The sequence below is a fragment of the Comamonas koreensis genome (assembly GCF_014076495.1).
Taxonomy (GTDB): domain Bacteria; phylum Pseudomonadota; class Gammaproteobacteria; order Burkholderiales; family Burkholderiaceae_C; genus Comamonas; species Comamonas squillarum.
On record NZ_CP043575.1, the window covers coordinates 4,377,365 to 4,393,048 of the forward strand.

Here is a 15,684-nt window from a genome sequence, read left to right on the forward strand (position 1 = left end):
CCAGACGAGCTCTCAATACACATCACGCCGGTAGCGCCCGGCCAGCGCCAGCGCATCCACCTCCGCGGCACCCAGAACCTGGCGCAGCACCGCATCCACGCCCTGCGCCATGCCCTGCTGGCTGCCGCAGACATAGATCGCAGCGCCGCACGCGACCCAGTCGCGCAGGCGCTGCGCTTGGCGCTCCAGCAACTGCTGCACATAGCAAGGGTCGGTGGCATCGCGGGACCAGGCGCGGTCCAGGCGCTCCAGCTGGCCAGCGGCCAGCCACTGCTGCAGTTGTGCGTCCAGCAGCGCATCCTCATCAGCACGGCGCTCGCCAAACACCAGCCACTGGTCAGAGCGCCCTTGCACCATGCGCGCGCGGATATGGCTGCACAGCCCTGCCAAGCCGGTGCCATTGCCGATCAGCAGCAAAGGGCGCTCGGCGTTGTCACCCAACCTGAATCCACTGTGCGCACGCAGCCGCATCGGCAGCACATCACCCACGGCCATGCCCTCGCACAACCAGCCCGATGCCAGGCCCGGTGTGCCATCGGCACGCCTGCTTTGGCGCACCAGCAATTGCAGGCAGCCATCTTCGGGCACCGAGGCGATGGAGTAATCGCGGCTGCGCTGCGGATCGGCCGGCACCGCCAGCGATACCAGGTCGCCGGATTCCCAAAGCGGCAACGAGCCCGACTGCGGCTGCCAGTCGAGCAGGTACACCGGGCCGCCCTGGCTGCCGGGGTTGAGCAACTGGCGGCGGCGCAGCACCCAGGGCTGGGCGGCTTCCGGCTGGCTCCAGCCATCGCCGGCCTGGCCGGTCAGCGACTGCAGCAACTCGGCCGTCTGGCCCTGCCAGGCCATCAAGCTGGCCTCATCCCCGTTGTCCATGCACAGCACATCGGCCTTGGCGCCTTGCTGCTGCAGCCACTGCTGCACGCGCAGGCCAAAGGCGCAGAAGGCGGCGTATTCGCTGTCGCCCAGCGCCAGCACATGGGCGTTGTGCCCGGGCAGCGGCAGCGCCTGCTCCAGCACCTGGCGCACAAATGGCAGCGCGTCGTCGGGCGCATCGCCCTCGCCGGTGGTGGACAGCAGCCACAGGCTCTGCGCGCAGGCCTGCAGGTCGGCCAGGCGCAGCGCCTGCACCGGCCGCAGTTGCACCGCGCAGCCGCCGGCATGCAGCACGCGCGCGGTCTCATGCGCCAGGGCCTCGGCCCGGCCGGTCTGGCTGGCATAGGCCACCAGCACCGGCGCGCCCTGCTGCGTACCCGCTTGCAGCGCGAGCTGCTCCTGGCGCTCGGCCCGGCGCTGGCGCCACAAGCGCCCGGCCACAGCGGCGCACAAGAGCGTATATCCAGCCACCAAGGCGGCGGCACCTGCCACCCGCGCAGGGCTTGCTATCCAATCGATCATCACTGCATGCTGCCTGCAAAACGCTGCTGCCAGGCCGGCGTCATCCGGCGCAGGCCTTGCGGCTGCCCGGCATCGGGATGGCTGTGAAAGACGGCCGCCAGCTGCTGCTGCAGCGCAAACTGCCAGCCGTCCTCGGGCCCCAGCACCGTGAGCACGGTGGCCAGCGCATCGGCATGCATGCATTCGTCGTGGTAGACGGTCACGCTGGTCAGTGCATGGGCCACTGCTTGGCCGGTGCGCGGATCCAAGCTGTGCGAAAAGCGCCGGCCCCCATGCATGAACACATGCCAGTGGTCGCCCGAGCTGGCCAGCGCGCCATCGACCAGCGGCACCGCCAGCGGCTCATCGCCGGCCACACCCGCCACGGCCACGCGCCAAGGCTGTCCGCCGGGCTTGTGCCCCCAGGTCCGAATCTCTCCGCCAATCTCCAGCAGCGCATGCTGCCAGCCCGCGGCGCGCAAGCGCTCGGCGACCCAGTCGACGGCATAGCCCTTGGCGATGCCGCTCAGGTCCAGCTGCAGGCCACCGGGCTGCAGCAATCGCCGCAGCTGCGGCTGCCACTGCAGGCGCTGGTGGCCGCAGACCTGCAGCGCGCGGTCAATAGCGGCCTGCGCAGGTGGCTGGCCGCTGTGCGGCGCGTGCGGGTCTGCACGCGGGCCAAAGCCCCAGAGCGACACCAGCGCGCCGACGGTCGGGTCATAGGCGCCATCGCAGGCGCGGGCCCAGTAAAGGGCCGCATCCAGCACCTGTGCCAACTCGAGGGGCAGCGCGTGCCAGGTATCTGCAGCGGCGCCATTGAAGCGCGAGAGGCAGGAGTCCGCCTCCCAGTTGCTCATCTGCGCGATGACGGCCTCCAGCGTTTGCTGCACAAGCGCCTGTACCGGCGCCAGCGGGGCGTAGTCGGGGTTGGCCAGGCGCAGCGACCAGGTGGTGCCCATCGTCGCGCCCTGCAGGCGGTGCAGGCTGGCATCCTGCGCATGGTGCATCGCAGGCGCCCTCCAGGCGGGGGATGCAAAGGAGTGGCCGGCCAGCGCAGGGCTTGCCGGGGCCAGCTGGCCTTCCCCCCTGGCCTGGGCCTGGGGGATCTGCCAGATGCCGGCGCCATAGTGGATGCGCGGTGCCGTGCTCACAGCGGCTCCGCGTTCAGCCTGGCGCATGTCCGTTGTGCAGTCACCGGCCACTGCGCCTTAAGGCAGCACTTCCAAGGTCGCGACATAGGCCAGGCGGCGTTCCTTGGCGATGGGGGTCGAGGTCTTGTCGTCCTTGACGTCGGCGTCCAGCCAGTACATGCCGGCCGTCGGGAACTTGACCTTGACCTGGCCCTGGGCATCGGTCTTGAGCTTGATCTCGTTGACGGCATCGCGATAGCGCTTGCCATCGGGCACCAGCACCACTTCGACATCGGCAGCCGGCTTGCCATCGACGTGGAAGGCAAAGGTGGCTTCCTCACCGGTGACCAGATCGTTGGGGTGGGTCACAGGCACCAGCTCCAGGCCCTTGCCGCTCAAACGCAGCGGGCTGGGCTTGCCCATGGTCACAAAGGTCTCGATGCGGCTGATGCTTTCTGCGACGCGCACTTCCTTGGCATCGGCGGGGATCTGCTTGGCGATCTCGTCGGCGCTGCCGCGCAGCCGCTTCATCTGGCCGGCCGAATCCTTGTAGGAACCCATGACGCCGCTGTTGACGATGGCCAGCTGGTAGGTTCCCGCTTGCTCGGGTTTGAGGTCAAACACGCTGCGCAGCTCGCCCTTGTGCGCATTCTTGGGCTCCACCGTGCTGCCATCGGGCGCCGTGATCACCAGTTTGTCCAGGCCCAGCGGGCGGTGGTTGAAGAAGAACATGTCATTGGACACGGCGGCATCGACCGTGACCCAGTCCGCCTTGGACAGCACGGTGCTCGAAGGCTTCATCCAGACGCTGTGGGCCTGGGCGCCGATGGCGGCGCAGCCGAGCGCCAGCGCGGCGGCAATACGGGTGGCAGAAAACATGGGGACTCTCCTCAAAAATGTAGGTGTGGTGGATCAGGGCTTGAGTTCGAGCTTGATCTCGCCCAGCTCCGTCTTGCCCTGGGCCGACAGGCTGGTGGCCTGCTTGGCGGGCCACTCAAAAGGAATGCTCAGCAGCTCGCGGCCACCGACTTCGCGTGCGGCCTCGATCTGCAGCTTGTACTGGCCCGGCTCCAGCTTGGGCAGCGGGTTGCTGCCTTCGGAGAACGACAGCGCATGCTTGCCTGCCGGCTTGGTCGGCTGGGTCACGCCATCGATGGGCACGCTCAGCTCGCGGCCTGTGCGGCGCCACCACTGGCGCATGTCCTTGAGCCATTTGGCGCCTTCGGCATCGCGCTTTTTCACTTCGTACCAGACCGACAGGTTGGCCGCCACTGTTCCATCGGCGCGCTCCAGCCAGACGGCCACATAGGGGCGGTGGTATTCGGCCACCTCCAGGCGTGGCAGCTCCACCCCCAGATTCAGCCCACCGGCAACGGCCGGCAGCCCAGCCACCGCCGTCAAGGCCACGGTGAAACGCGAAACAGTGCTTGTCATGTGCTCTCCTCAGAAAAAGTCGGTGTGGGTGGGGTCAGTGCACCAACAGCAGCGCCAGCAGCGCCGGGACCAGCAGCCCCAGGCCCACCATGGGCCAGGTCATCGGGCGGCGGCCGGCATGCATCTGCAAGATGAACAAACCCGTGATGCAGAACACCAGGCAGGCGCCCGCAAAAATGTCGATGAACCAGGTCCAGGCCAGGCCGGCATGGCGGCCCTTGTGCAAATCGTTGAAGTAGGAGATCCAGCCCCGGTCGGTGGATTCATGCTCGGCCTGCCCATCGCCCAGCGCAATGCGCACCCAGGCATCACCGCCTGGCCGGGGCAAGGCCACATAGACCTCATCCTCATTCCACTCCACCGCACGCTGGCGGGTGTCGGCGCCCAGCTCGGCGCGCAGCCAGCCTTGCACGTCGGCGGGCAGCGCCTGGGCTGCGTCTGCGCCCTCTTTGTGGCGCGTTGCAGCCTGCTGCAGGCCCTGCAGCAGCGGCGCGGGCAAGCTGCCCTCGCGCAATACCACGGTCGGCTTGGCCTCTATCTGCCCGGCATGGTTGAGCGTAAAGCCCGTCACCGCAAACAGCAGCATGCCCACCAGGCAGATGGCGGAGCTGACCCAGTGCCATTCATGCAAGGTCTTGAGCCAGTAGGCCCGCTGCGAGGAGGAAGACGCGTTGGCTTTCATGCGGAGAGAGGCAGGTTTCGGACCCGGCAGAGGGGAATGCCTGCGCCGGGCAAAAGCAGGGATTTTAAGGAAAATAAATGCTAATGACTCTCATTTTCAAATACTTTACCCAGTGGAGACATGGGCAGAGCTCAGGTCTCTGCCCACATGCGCAGCAGGTTGTGGTAGTGGCCCGTCAGGGCGACGGTGTCTTCCGTCTCGCCCAGCTGGTTGCGCAGCCGCTGGATGCTCTGGTCCAGTTCGAACAGCATCGTGCGCCGCGCATCATCGCGCACGAGGCTCTGGGTCCAGAAGAACGAGCTGACCCGCTCACCTCGCGTGACCGGCTCGACCCGGTGCAGGCTGGATGAGGGGTAGAGGATCAGGTCGCCGGCAGGCAGCTTGACTTCGTGCGTGCCGTAGGTATCGACCACCACCAGCTCGCCGCCGTCGTAGTCCTCGGGGTCCGACAGGAACAAGGTCGAGGACACATCGGTGCGCAGCCACTGCGCCTGTCCGGCCTCCCGGCGCGCAGCGCCGTCCACATGCAGGCCATAGGTTTCGCTTTCGGCATAGCGGTTGAACAGCGGCGCCATCGTGCGCGCCGGCAACGCGGCCTGAAAGAACAGCGTATTGGCCGCCATCGCGCGTTCGATGATGCGCCCCTGCTCCAGCGCCACCGGTGAGGTCTCGGGCAGTTGCCGGTTGCGCTTGACCTGCGCGCCCTGGCTGCCAACGGTGGCTCGGCCGTCTATCCAGTCGGCCGCATCGATGGCAGCGCGCATGGCGGCCACCTCGTCGCGCGTGAGTACATGGGGAATGTGCAGCATCATGGTTAGAGCTCCTCCATGAAAAAAAGCCCCGGCAGACGCGGGGCTGGTACCCAAAAAGACGAATTAGAAACTAAAGTTCGCCGTCACGCGCGCCGAGCGTGGAATACCGGGGAAGTAGCGGTAGCCGCTCTTGTTGATGGCTGCCACATAGCGCTTGTCAAACAGGTTGTAGACGTTCAGCTGGATGTCCACGTTCTTGTTGATGCGGTAGCTGGCAAGTGCGTCAAACACCCAGTAGGACTCGGTGAAGTTGGGCGTGCCCACGGCGCCATCGGTGCCGCGCTTGAGGCCGCTGGAATAGCGTGCACCACCGCCGATGGTCAGGCCCGAGGAGAACTGGTAGCTGCTCCACAGCGACAGCGCATTCTTGGGCGTGTAGGTCAGGCCGCTGGAACCGTCCTGCGCCACGTTGGCGCCCGTGGCCACCTTGGTGTTCTGGATGGTGTAGCCCGCAGTCACGCCCCAGGCGGGGGTGATCTGGCCGGTGGCGCCCAGCTCCAGGCCTTGTACCGTCTTCTTGCCGGTCTGGTTCACCGAGCCGTCCGAGTCGGTCACGATCTCGTTGGTGATCTCGGTACGGAACAGTGCGCCGGTCAGCAGCACCCGCTTGTCAAGCAGCTCCCACTTGGTGCCCACTTCCGCCGTCTTGGCCTTTTGTGGGGCCAGGTTGGGATTGCCGGCATTGTTGCCCACCGCAGACAGCGTGAAGTTGCTGCCGCCCGGTGGTTGCTGGGACAGCGCATAGTTCACATACACGCTGCCATTGGGTGCGGGCTTGTACAGCAGGCCGGCCTTCCAGCTCAGCAGATTGCCCGAAGCCTGCAGGCCATCCGACGTGGTGGGCACCACGGTGCCAGCCGGGTTCGCGCCGCAAGGCTGGGTGGTGGAGGTCGCCGTGCACACGGCCATTGCGTTGTACTTGGTCTTGTAGTGGTCCCAGCGCAGGCCCATGTTGGCTTGCCACTGGTCATTGAACTGCAAGGTGTCAAAGGCATACAGCGCGACGGTGTCGGTCGTGCCCTTGCTGTCCGCACCGTTGCGCGTATAGGACGGCAGCGACACGCTGGAATCCGGGTGGTAGATGCTGACGGTGGGCACCACGCCCGTCGTCGCCAGGCCGTAATTGGTTTGCTCCTCGCGCGTCAGCTCCAGGCCGGTGCTCAGGCTGTGCTTGACCGAGCCGGTCGCAAAAGCCGTGGTCAGGTTGGTCTGGTTGGTCAGGATGCGGTTGACCTGGTCCTTGGTATTGATGTTGCGCGACATCGTCCAGGTGGAGGGATCCGCAGGATTGGGCGTCAGCAAGGATCCCGGCGTCCAGGCGCCGGTGGTGGCGTTCTGCGAATAGCCGGTCGCCATGAAGGCCGACAGCAGGTAATCCTGCTTGGTCTGCCCCCAGCGCGTGGTGTTGCGCAAGGTGCTGCCCGGTGCAATGTCATGCTCCAGGCGCAAGGTGACCATGTCGGCGGTCACATCGTCGTGGTCCGAGGCCGTGCCGTAGAAATTGCTCGAATCCACGCGCGATGCGCTGTTCAGGAAGCTGCGATAGCCGGGATAGTTGCTGCGGTCGGGCGCACTGTAGCCGGGCAGGCCCATGGTCAGTACACCGCCGTCGGGCACATTGCTTTGCTTGACGTGCAGCAGGTTCAGGAAGACGCGCGTATCGGTGTTCAGACCAAAGGCGAACGATGGCGCCAGGCCCCAGCGGTCGTTCTTGACCTGGTCGCGGCCGGCGACCCCGGCATCCTGCACCATCGCATTGAGGCGGAATGCCGTGCCATTCTCGTGGCTCAGGCTGCGGTTCAGATCGATGGTGCTGCGCTTGTAGCTGCCGCTGCCAAAGCCCAGCGAGCCGCCAAAGCTGTCGGTCATGTTGGGCTGTTTGGTGACCATATTGATCGCGCCAGTGGGCGCGCTGCGGCCGTAATCGGTGCCGGCGGGGCCCTTGGTCACTTCGACCTGGTCGGTGTTGAACACATCGCGCGACAGCGCGCCGACGTCGCGCACACCGTCCACATAGATGCTGCTCGAGGTGTCAAAGCCGCGCATGTAGATGGCATCACCCGTGCTGGTGTTGCCGTTCTCGCCCGCGTAGAAAGTGCCAACACCCGGCACATTGCGCAGCGCTTCGGTCAGGGTGGTGGCGCCCTGCTCCTTCATGACCTGTTCCTTGACCACCGAGATCGTCTGCGTGGTGTTCACCAGCGGCTGGGTGAACTTGGGCGAGGACAGCTGGCTGGGCTCATAGCCGGTCTCCCGCGGTGCCTCCACGGTCACTTCTTTCAGCGTCACGGTCGGTGCGGGTGCGTTCTGCGCCAAAGCCGGCATGCCCAGTACCGCGATGGCAGTCGCTGCCACCAGACCGGCCTTGGGGGCAGGAACGGGAGCACCATGTTTGCGACTTTTGATATAGGTTTGTGTTGTCATAAACGAGGAAAGCAAAGTAAACAAAACGCTTGCAGATCCATCGGCTTGGATCGGAAATACCCGTCCACACCGCAGAAGATGAGCAAGCGCTAACTCGCAATGATAACGATTCTCGTTACTAATTTCACTTTGCTTTCGGCAAACCCCGTCTTCTGTCGCGAAGTGGCAACAGGCCGCTGACCCGACATCGCTGCTGACGACGTCAGTCGTTCCATCGCACGGGGGCGGCAGGCGCTGCGGTGGGGCTGGGCGCGGCCATGCGAGAATCCCGGCTGACTGCCCCCTGACCCTGTCAAAGCCCTTGCATGTCCTCCACAACGCCAGTCAGCAATGCACCCCAGGCGTTCTGGCGCGACCCGGCCCTGCCCTTTGTGGAAAGCCGCCGCGCCAGCCAGAGCCGGGCCTGCTACAAGCCGCACCACCACCCGAGCTTTTCCATTGGCGCGGTCGATGGCGGCCACAGCGTCTTTACCGGGGCCGAGGCCGGCCCCGTCCGGCTATCACCTGGCGCGCTGGTCTTTGTGCCGGCCGAGCGCGTGCATGCCTGCAACCCTGCGCCCGATGCCGCCTGGAGCTACCAGATGCTGCACCTCGATGCCAGCTGGCTGCAGGCGCTGCGCGAGGAATACGCCGACCCGGCCAGCATGGCCAACGAGCCAGTGCGCATCGTCAATGACCCGGCCCGCTACGCGCGCTTTTGCCAGCTCAATGCCCTGCTGTTTTCACAGGCAGAAGCGGCCGACAAGGAGGCCAGCTTGATCGCGTTCATCGGCGACCTCGACAGCCAGCAAGGCCTGCACATCTGCGCCCCAGCGGTGCCAACGCAATTGGCGCGGCAGATCCGCCCGGCGCTAGACTGCCTGCGTACCAGTCCCTGCGCCAGCATCCCGCTGGACCAGCTGGCCGATCTGGCAGGCATGGGCCGCTACCAGACCATCCGCGCCTTTCGCAAAGTAACAGGCATGGCGCCCCATGCCTGGCAGCTCAACCACCGCATCAATCTGGCCAAGCAGCAGCTGCGCGGGCCGGACGGTATCGCCGCGGTGGCGCAGCAACTGGGCTTTGCCGACCAGGCGCATTTTCAGCGGGTGTTCAAGGCGCATACGGGCGTCACGCCGGGCTGCTTTCGTAAGGCTCATTAGTCGTAGCCCATAGCAACCGCTGCAATTTCGTTCAATACAAGGCAGTCGGCAGCCGCCACCATGCAAGGCCATCACCCGCCTGGCCCCTTTGCATGCAACAGTTTTTCCTGATCGCCGCCGTCCATTTTCTGGCGCTGCTCTCCCCCGGTCCTGATTTCTTTTTGATCGCCCGCACCTCGCTGGCCAGCGGTTGGCGCAGCGCTGGCGCCGCTTGCCTCGGTATCGCCTTGGCCAATGGCGTGTTTATCGCCACCGCCTTTGCCGGTGTCGCCGTGCTCCAGCCGGGCAGCCGGCTGTTCACCCTGCTGCAGCTGGCCGGCTGCGGCTATCTGCTCTACCTGGGCCTGCTGTTTATCCGCCATGCGGGCAAAAGTGCGCTGGGCGTCGTGGCCAGCCCGGGCCGGGCGGCCTCAGCTGCCACCACCTGGCGCCGCGCTGCCTGCATGGGGTTTCTCTCAGGCATCCTCAACCCCAAGAACGCGCTGTTCTACGCCAGTCTGGCGGCCATGCTGACGGGCCCGCATGCCAGCGTGGGCTGGAAGCTGGCGTATGGCAGCTGGATGTTCAGCATCGTGCTGCTCTGGGATCTGCTGATAGCCGCGCTGATTGGCAACCCGGCGGTGCTGCGGGGCTTTGCGCGGGCGCTGCCGTGGTTGGAGCGCATCTCGGGTGGGGTGCTGATCGTGTTGGCCCTGGGGGTGATCGCGGCGCTGTGGCTGCGTTGATGGCCACTCGGCCATCCAAGCGCTGACATGGGTCCGGCCACCGAACAATGAATTCGCGCATACGGCGTTGATCGCGCAATGCGGCATTCCTAGAGCGGCTACACCGGCGGGAATCGCCGCCGAACGGAACTTGGGCTTGCCAGGCAGGCCGCGCACGCAGGGCTGCGCTGATGGCCTTCGCGCGATGACCGGTGGCTGGCCCGTGTCCGTCCACCGGGAATATGCGCGCTGTAAGCACTCCCCGGAATGTTTCTTGTGGGCCCCGCGCTGTTGGGCACCCCTAGCGCTTGTAAGCCAAAGCGCCGACATGCATCCGCGTGCGCCGCGCAGGCTTTGCAGGCGGGCCCAGTCCCTCATAATTGTTACAGATATAAACGCACTTCACATACGCTAGGGGGTTTCCGTGAGTACAAATCAGCAGTTTTTGGTTGGGTTGTTGGAGCGGGAGAAATCCTCCATTCTTGACAACTGGGTTCTGGCAACCAACGGGCCCCAGGCCTCGGCCAAGGTGCGAGCCGAGGCGACCGAGATTTTCACCGCCTTCTTGCCCGCCCTCCAATCCAACGACGCACAAAACTCGGGCTCCAGTGCTTGGCAGGCACTCAAGAACGTGTTGGAGAACCTGTCTGCCTCTCGCGCTGCCCAAGGCAGCACGGCAGGAAATACCAGTGCCTTTGTGCTGGGGCTCAAGCAGCCGGTGTTCGACGCCCTGCAGCGCGCACTGTCTGCCGACTCACAAGGCTTGCTCGATGCCATCTCCAGCGTGTCGCTCCATGTCGATGGCATGGCGCAGTGGACCGTGGATGCCTACCAGCGCACGCGCGAGCAGTTGATCTCGCGCCAGCAGGCAGACCTGTTGGAGCTGTCGACGCCGGTCATCAAGCTCTGGGAGGGCGTGCTGGCGGTGCCCATGATTGGCACGCTCGATTCAAGCAGAACCCAGCTGGTGATGGAATCGCTGCTGGAGCGCATCGTCGAGACCGAATCGTCGCTGGCCATCATCGACATCACCGGCGTGCCCACCGTGGACACGCTGGTGGCACAGCACCTGCTCAAAACGGTGTCGGCCATTCGCCTGATGGGCGCCGACTGCATCATCTGCGGCATCCGTCCGCAAATCGCGCAAACCATCGTTCACCTGGGCATTGATCTGCAATCGGTCACCACCAAGGCCACCTTGGCTGACGCCTTGTCGCTGGCGCTCAAGCGCAATGGCTATACCGTTGCCAAGACCAAGATAGGCGTTTGACCATGTATCGCATTCCTATTTTGCGCATGGGGCGGACCCTGCTGGTCACCATCCAGATCGACATGGAAGACCAGACCGCCATGGCGCTGCAGGATGACCTGGCCGAGCAGATCTCCAAGACGGGCGCCAATGGCGTGCTGATCGATATCTCGGCGCTGGAGATCGTGGATTCGTTTGTCGGGCGCATGCTGGCCGCCATCTCGGGCATTGGCCAGATCCTGGATGCCACCACCGTGGTCGTCGGCATGAAGCCGGCCGTCGCGATCACACTGGTGGAGCTGGGCATGTCGCTGGACGGCGTCAGAACCGCGCTCAACGTCAGCCGGGGCATGGCGCTGCTGGAAGCGGCCTCCGATGGAGACCACCGTGTCGAATGAAACACAGGGCTCAGTGCCTTTGCGTGTAGAAGCCGACATCGTCGCCAGCCGCCAAGTGGTGCGCAAATTGGCCGTACAGCTGAAGTTCTCGCTGGTGGACCAGACCAAGATGATCACCGCAGCCAGTGAGCTGTCACGCAACACCGTGGTCTATGGCGGCGGCGGCGAGATGGAATGGGAGTTGCTGACCGATGGCATCAAACAAGGGCTGCGCCTGCGCTTCCGCGACCAGGGCCCGGGCATTGCCGACCTGGATCTGGCGCTCAAAGACGGCTGGACCTCGGGCAACGGCATGGGCCTGGGCCTGTCGGGCAGCAGAAGACTGGTGCATGAGTTCGAGTTGGAATCGGCCGTCGGTGTTGGCACCTGTGTGAGCGTGACCCGATGGAAATAATCAGAGGCACCAGCCACCGGTCGTTTCCGATCGACGACCCCAGCTGCGTGGGTGAAGCCAGACGCCATGCAGCCGCCTTGTGCCAGGATCTGGGTTTTGACGAGGTTCTGGCGGGCCAGGCTGCGATTGTGGTCAACGAGCTGGGCAGCAATCTTTGCAAGCACGCACGCCAGGGCCAGTTATGGATTGCCACGCACAAGGGCGCGCAGCCGGAGCTGGAGATCGTGTCGGTAGACAGCGGGCCGGGCATCGGCAACCTGCCTTTGGCGATGAGCGACGGCTATTCGACCGGAGGCACGCCCGGCACAGGCCTGGGCGCCGTGCAGCGGCTGGCCACGGACTTTGACATCCATTCAGACATGGACAAGGGCACGGTGGTGCTGGCGCGCTTTCGGCCGCCTTCGAGCCAGCCCCCGAGCGCGCGCGCGTTCCGGGTGGCAGCGATGGCGCTGCCGGCGCCGGGCGAGGTGGTCTGCGGCGATGCCTGGGCGATAGCCCTGGATGGACAGCGTGCCGCCTTGTTGGTGGCTGATGGCCTGGGGCACGGCGTGCTCGCTGCAGAGGCCTCTGAGGCTGCCGTTGATTTGTTTGCCAGGCAACCCTTTGCCGAGATGAAGGCTGGCCTGGAACAAGCCCACCAGGTTCTGCGCATGACGCGCGGCGCAGCGATCAGCTGTCTGCAGCTGGATGCGGCTGCCAACAGCTTGTTGGCGGCTGGGGCGGGCAATGTCGCCATTCGGGTGATGAGCGGCATTTACAACCGCTCGGTGCTGGTACAGAACGGGACTGTGGGCGTGCAGATGCGGCAGGTGGAGGTGACGACGATGGCCTGGCCCGAACACGCGATCGTGGTGTGTCACAGCGATGGCTTGCAGTCCCGCTGGTCCCCGGATGCCATCACCGCCTTGCTCGGGCGTGACCCGGCTTTGGCAGCGGCGGTGCTGCTGCGTGACTATGGCCGTGGCCGGGACGATGTGACCGTGCTGATCGTGCGCCGTGCAGACTGAGAGGGCACGAATGAATGACATAAGCCGACAAGACAGCGCACCGCATGGCGCCACCTCCGCTGCGCCGGCGCCTGAGAGCGAGCTTGCACACGCGATGGCAGCCACCCAGGCCGAGGTGGAAGCGTTGCGCGCCGAGCTCGATGAGACCAACCGGGGGGTGCTGGCGCTGTATGCCGAACTCGATGCCCAGGCCGACAATCTGCGCCAGGCGACCGAGCTGAAAAGCCGCTTCCTGGCCTATATGAGCCACGAGTTCCGCACCCCCATCGGGGCGATCCAGAGCATTGCACGCATTTTGCAAGACCAGGTCGACGGGCCCCTGACGGAAGAGCAGCAAAAACAGGTCCGCTTCATCCAGACGACCTCGGCCGAGTTTGCCGATATGGTCAACGACCTGCTGGACCTGGCCAAGGTCGAGGCCGGTCGCATTGATGTATCGCCCGCCTGGTTCGAAATGGTGGATCTGTTTTCGGCGCTGCGCGGCATGTTCAAGCCGGTGATCACCAACCCGGATGTGATGCTGATCTTTGAAGAGCCGCAGAACGTGCCCAAGCTGTTCTCCGACGACCGCAAGCTGGCGCAGATTCTGCGCAACTTCATCAGCAATGCCTTGAAGTTCACCCAGCACGGAGAGATCCGGGTGAGCGCCAGGCGCATCTCGGACACGGCCGTGCAGTTTGCCGTGGCCGACACGGGCATCGGCATTGCACCAGAGTTCCACCACGCCATCTTTCAGGACTATTCGCAAATCGACTCTCCCGTCCAGAAACGTCTGCGGGGCACCGGTCTGGGCTTGTCGCTCAGCAAGCGCCTGGCAGAGATTCTGGGAGGCGACGTGGCCATGGAGAGTGAGCCGCAAAAAGGCTCCACGTTCTTCGTCACCATTCCGATCAGTGTGGTGGCCGCCCCCAGCCCAGCGGCCGCTGAGCGTTCATCCCGGTAAACACCATGCCCTCCGTCACTGCCAGACTCAATGTCAGCATCGACCGATCCCAGCACACGGTCCTGGTGGTCGATGACAACCCTGCCACCTGCTATGCCACGGCCCGTGCGCTGCGCGCCGCTGGCTTCAAAACCGTGGAAGCGGGCACCGGGCAGGATGCCCTGGACCTGTCGCTGGGCGATATCTCCGCGGTCGTGCTGGATGTGCATTTGCCCGACATTGGTGGCTTCGAGGTGTGCCGCATGATCCGCGAGCGCACGCTGACCACCTCACTGCCGATTGTGCATTTGTCGGCGGCGTTTGTAGCCGACACCGACAAGGTCGCGGGCCTCAACGCGGGCGCCGATGCCTACCTGACGCACCCAGCCGAGCCGGCGATGCTGGTGGCGACCATCCAGGCGCTGGTGCGCGCGCGTCTGGCAGAAGTGCGTGTACACCAGAGCGAGGCGAAGTTCCGCTCGATCTATGAGCAGGCCCAAAGCGGTATTGCGCTGATCGACGACCAGGGCCGCTTTGTGGATGCCAACCCCGCCATGCTGGAAATGCTGGGCCGCCCCGCCTCCGAGGTGCTGGGGCAGGCGGTATCGGCATTCGCCGCAACAGGCCACGAAGAGCGCATCGGGTCCCTGTGCTCGCCGCACAGCAAGGATGCTGTCTGGCGCGAAGAAGTGGCCTTGCTGGACGCCCATGGCCAGCTGCTGCATGTGGAATGGAGCATGGCCGCCAGCGTCAAGGGCGAGCTGCGCGTGGCCGCAGTGGCCAACGTCTCCAACCGCATCCAGCTGGAGCTCGAACGCAAACAGCTGCTGGAGCGGGAGCAGGCCGCACGCGCAACCGCAGAGCGCTACAGCCGCTCCAAGGACGACTTTGTCGCGGTGCTCTCCCATGAGCTGCGCAATCCCCTGAGCGCCATCATGATGAACGTGCACCAAGTGCTGCGCAAATCCCCGCCGCCCGAGTTTGCCAAGAACCTGGACGCGATCAAACGCAATGCCAGCACGCAAGCGCGCATCATCAGCGACATCCTCGATGTCTCACGCATCAATTCCGGCAAGCTCACCTTGGAGCGCGAATGGGTGGACCCGGCTACGCTGATCACCTCCTCGCTGGATTCACTCAAGTCGGCTATCGACGCCAAGCACCTGGTGCTGGAGGTGCAGTTGCAGACGCAGGGCCGCAAAGCGCTGGTCGATCCCGCGCGGTTCCAACAGATCTTCTGGAACATTCTGAGCAATGCGGTGAAGTTTTCACACGACGCGGGCCTGCTGCAAGTGCATCTGGCGGTGGAGGGCACCAATCTGATAATGCAGGTGCGCGACCATGGCAAGGGCATCGAGGCCAGCTTTCTGGAGCGCATTTTCGAAAAATTCACCCAGGCAGCCAGCCCAGGCAGCCGCTCTTCCGGTGGCCTGGGCTTGGGGATGTCGATTGTCAAACACCTGGTTGACCTGCACGCCGGCGATATCGACGTGGCCAGTGAAGGCTTGGGTAAGGGCACGACGGTCACCGTTCGCCTGCCTTTGGGCAGTGGCGCACCCGAAGACGCGTCCAAAGGTGAGCAAGCAGGGCTGAGCCAGGATGCCGGCCACGATGAGCTGCGTGGAATCCGGATCTTGGTGGTGGAAGACGACGAAGAAGTCGCCCATCTACTGGTGCTGATTCTCCAGGAGCGCGGCGCCACGGTAGCCAGAGCGGCGGATGTGGACAGCGCGATGGCGTCGCTGCATTCGCTAGGCGCAGACCTGTTGGTCAGTGACATTGGCCTGCCTGGCAAGGATGGCTATGCGCTGATGCGCCAGGTGCGCGCAGCACCCGCCTATTTTTGCCAAGTGCCAGCCATCGCACTCACCGCCTTTGGACGCGAGGCAGACCGCCAAGCCGCTCTCGCTGCCGGATTTAACTTCCACCTGGCCAAACCGCTGCAGCCGCAAAAACTGCTGGACTTGATCAAGACCCTGATCAGCCCGCGCGGAAAAGACGCTTGACCT

15 protein-coding genes are annotated in these 15,684 nt (G+C 64.8%); 8 read left to right on the top strand and 7 right to left on the bottom strand.

What is annotated here, in order from left to right:
- Positions 1-12: 12 nt before the first annotated feature.
- From F0Q04_RS19980 to F0Q04_RS20010, 7 genes are all read right to left on the bottom strand, one after another.
- Positions 13-1,401 carry a sulfite reductase subunit alpha gene (locus tag F0Q04_RS19980; RefSeq protein ID WP_116927144.1) on the bottom strand — a complete coding sequence of 463 codons (1,389 nt, stop codon included), beginning with the start codon at positions 1,399-1,401 and terminating at the stop codon, positions 13-15.
- A complete protein-coding gene (locus tag F0Q04_RS19985; protein ID WP_116927219.1) occupies positions 1,398-2,384 on the bottom strand; it encodes an FAD:protein FMN transferase in 987 nt (328 codons plus the stop codon). Before F0Q04_RS19985 ends, F0Q04_RS19980 begins: the two co-directional genes overlap by 4 nt.
- Positions 2,385-2,585: 201 nt before the next feature.
- Complete coding sequence (locus tag F0Q04_RS19990; RefSeq protein ID WP_116927143.1) at positions 2,586-3,386, bottom strand: DUF4198 domain-containing protein; 801 nt, start codon at positions 3,384-3,386, stop codon at positions 2,586-2,588.
- A gap of 33 nt (positions 3,387-3,419) precedes the next feature.
- Positions 3,420-3,941, bottom strand: coding sequence for a DUF2271 domain-containing protein (locus tag F0Q04_RS19995; RefSeq protein WP_116927142.1), 522 nt, complete (start codon positions 3,939-3,941; stop codon positions 3,420-3,422).
- A 34-nt stretch (positions 3,942-3,975) separates the two neighbouring features.
- Positions 3,976-4,623, bottom strand: a complete 648-nt coding sequence (locus F0Q04_RS20000) for a PepSY-associated TM helix domain-containing protein (protein WP_116927141.1) — start codon at positions 4,621-4,623, stop codon at positions 3,976-3,978.
- A gap of 131 nt (positions 4,624-4,754) precedes the next feature.
- Positions 4,755-5,435 carry a Fe2+-dependent dioxygenase gene (locus F0Q04_RS20005; RefSeq protein ID WP_182343118.1) on the bottom strand — a complete coding sequence of 227 codons (681 nt, stop codon included), beginning with the start codon at positions 5,433-5,435 and terminating at the stop codon, positions 4,755-4,757.
- A 63-nt stretch (positions 5,436-5,498) separates the two neighbouring features.
- A complete protein-coding gene (locus F0Q04_RS20010) occupies positions 5,499-7,859 on the bottom strand; it encodes a catecholate siderophore receptor Fiu (RefSeq protein WP_116927139.1) in 2,361 nt (786 codons plus the stop codon).
- Between the two features lie 305 nt (positions 7,860-8,164).
- On the opposite strand from F0Q04_RS20010, the gene F0Q04_RS20015 reads away from it, so the two are divergent.
- The 8 genes from F0Q04_RS20015 to F0Q04_RS20050 all read left to right on the top strand — a co-directional run bounded on the left by F0Q04_RS20015 (position 8,165) and on the right by F0Q04_RS20050 (position 15,681).
- On the top strand, positions 8,165-9,001 hold the full coding sequence (locus F0Q04_RS20015) for a helix-turn-helix transcriptional regulator (protein ID WP_182343120.1): 837 nt from the start codon (positions 8,165-8,167) through the stop codon (positions 8,999-9,001).
- Positions 9,002-9,093: 92 nt separating this feature from the next.
- Positions 9,094-9,726, top strand: a complete 633-nt coding sequence (locus tag F0Q04_RS20020; RefSeq protein ID WP_182343122.1) for a LysE family translocator — start codon at positions 9,094-9,096, stop codon at positions 9,724-9,726.
- A gap of 403 nt (positions 9,727-10,129) precedes the next feature.
- The gene (locus F0Q04_RS20025) at positions 10,130-10,975 is read left to right on the top strand and encodes an STAS domain-containing protein (RefSeq protein ID WP_182343124.1); all 846 of its coding nucleotides are present in this window, start codon (positions 10,130-10,132) and stop codon (positions 10,973-10,975) included.
- 2 nt (positions 10,976-10,977) lie between these two features.
- On the top strand, positions 10,978-11,352 hold the full coding sequence (locus tag F0Q04_RS20030; protein WP_116927135.1) for an STAS domain-containing protein: 375 nt from the start codon (positions 10,978-10,980) through the stop codon (positions 11,350-11,352).
- A complete protein-coding gene (locus F0Q04_RS20035; RefSeq protein WP_198424337.1) occupies positions 11,342-11,746 on the top strand; it encodes an anti-sigma regulatory factor in 405 nt (134 codons plus the stop codon). The genes F0Q04_RS20030 and F0Q04_RS20035 overlap by 11 nt, the downstream gene beginning before the upstream one ends.
- Positions 11,737-12,753 carry an ATP-binding protein gene (locus F0Q04_RS20040; protein WP_182343128.1) on the top strand — a complete coding sequence of 339 codons (1,017 nt, stop codon included), beginning with the start codon at positions 11,737-11,739 and terminating at the stop codon, positions 12,751-12,753. The genes F0Q04_RS20035 and F0Q04_RS20040 overlap by 10 nt, the downstream gene beginning before the upstream one ends.
- 94 nt (positions 12,754-12,847) lie before the next feature.
- Complete coding sequence (locus tag F0Q04_RS20045; RefSeq protein ID WP_232539699.1) at positions 12,848-13,696, top strand: sensor histidine kinase; 849 nt, start codon at positions 12,848-12,850, stop codon at positions 13,694-13,696.
- 5 nt (positions 13,697-13,701) lie between these two features.
- Positions 13,702-15,681 (top strand): response regulator, encoded by a 1,980-nt coding sequence (locus F0Q04_RS20050; RefSeq protein WP_182343132.1) that lies wholly within the window; start codon positions 13,702-13,704, stop codon positions 15,679-15,681.
- The last annotated feature ends 3 nt before the right edge of the window (positions 15,682-15,684 follow it).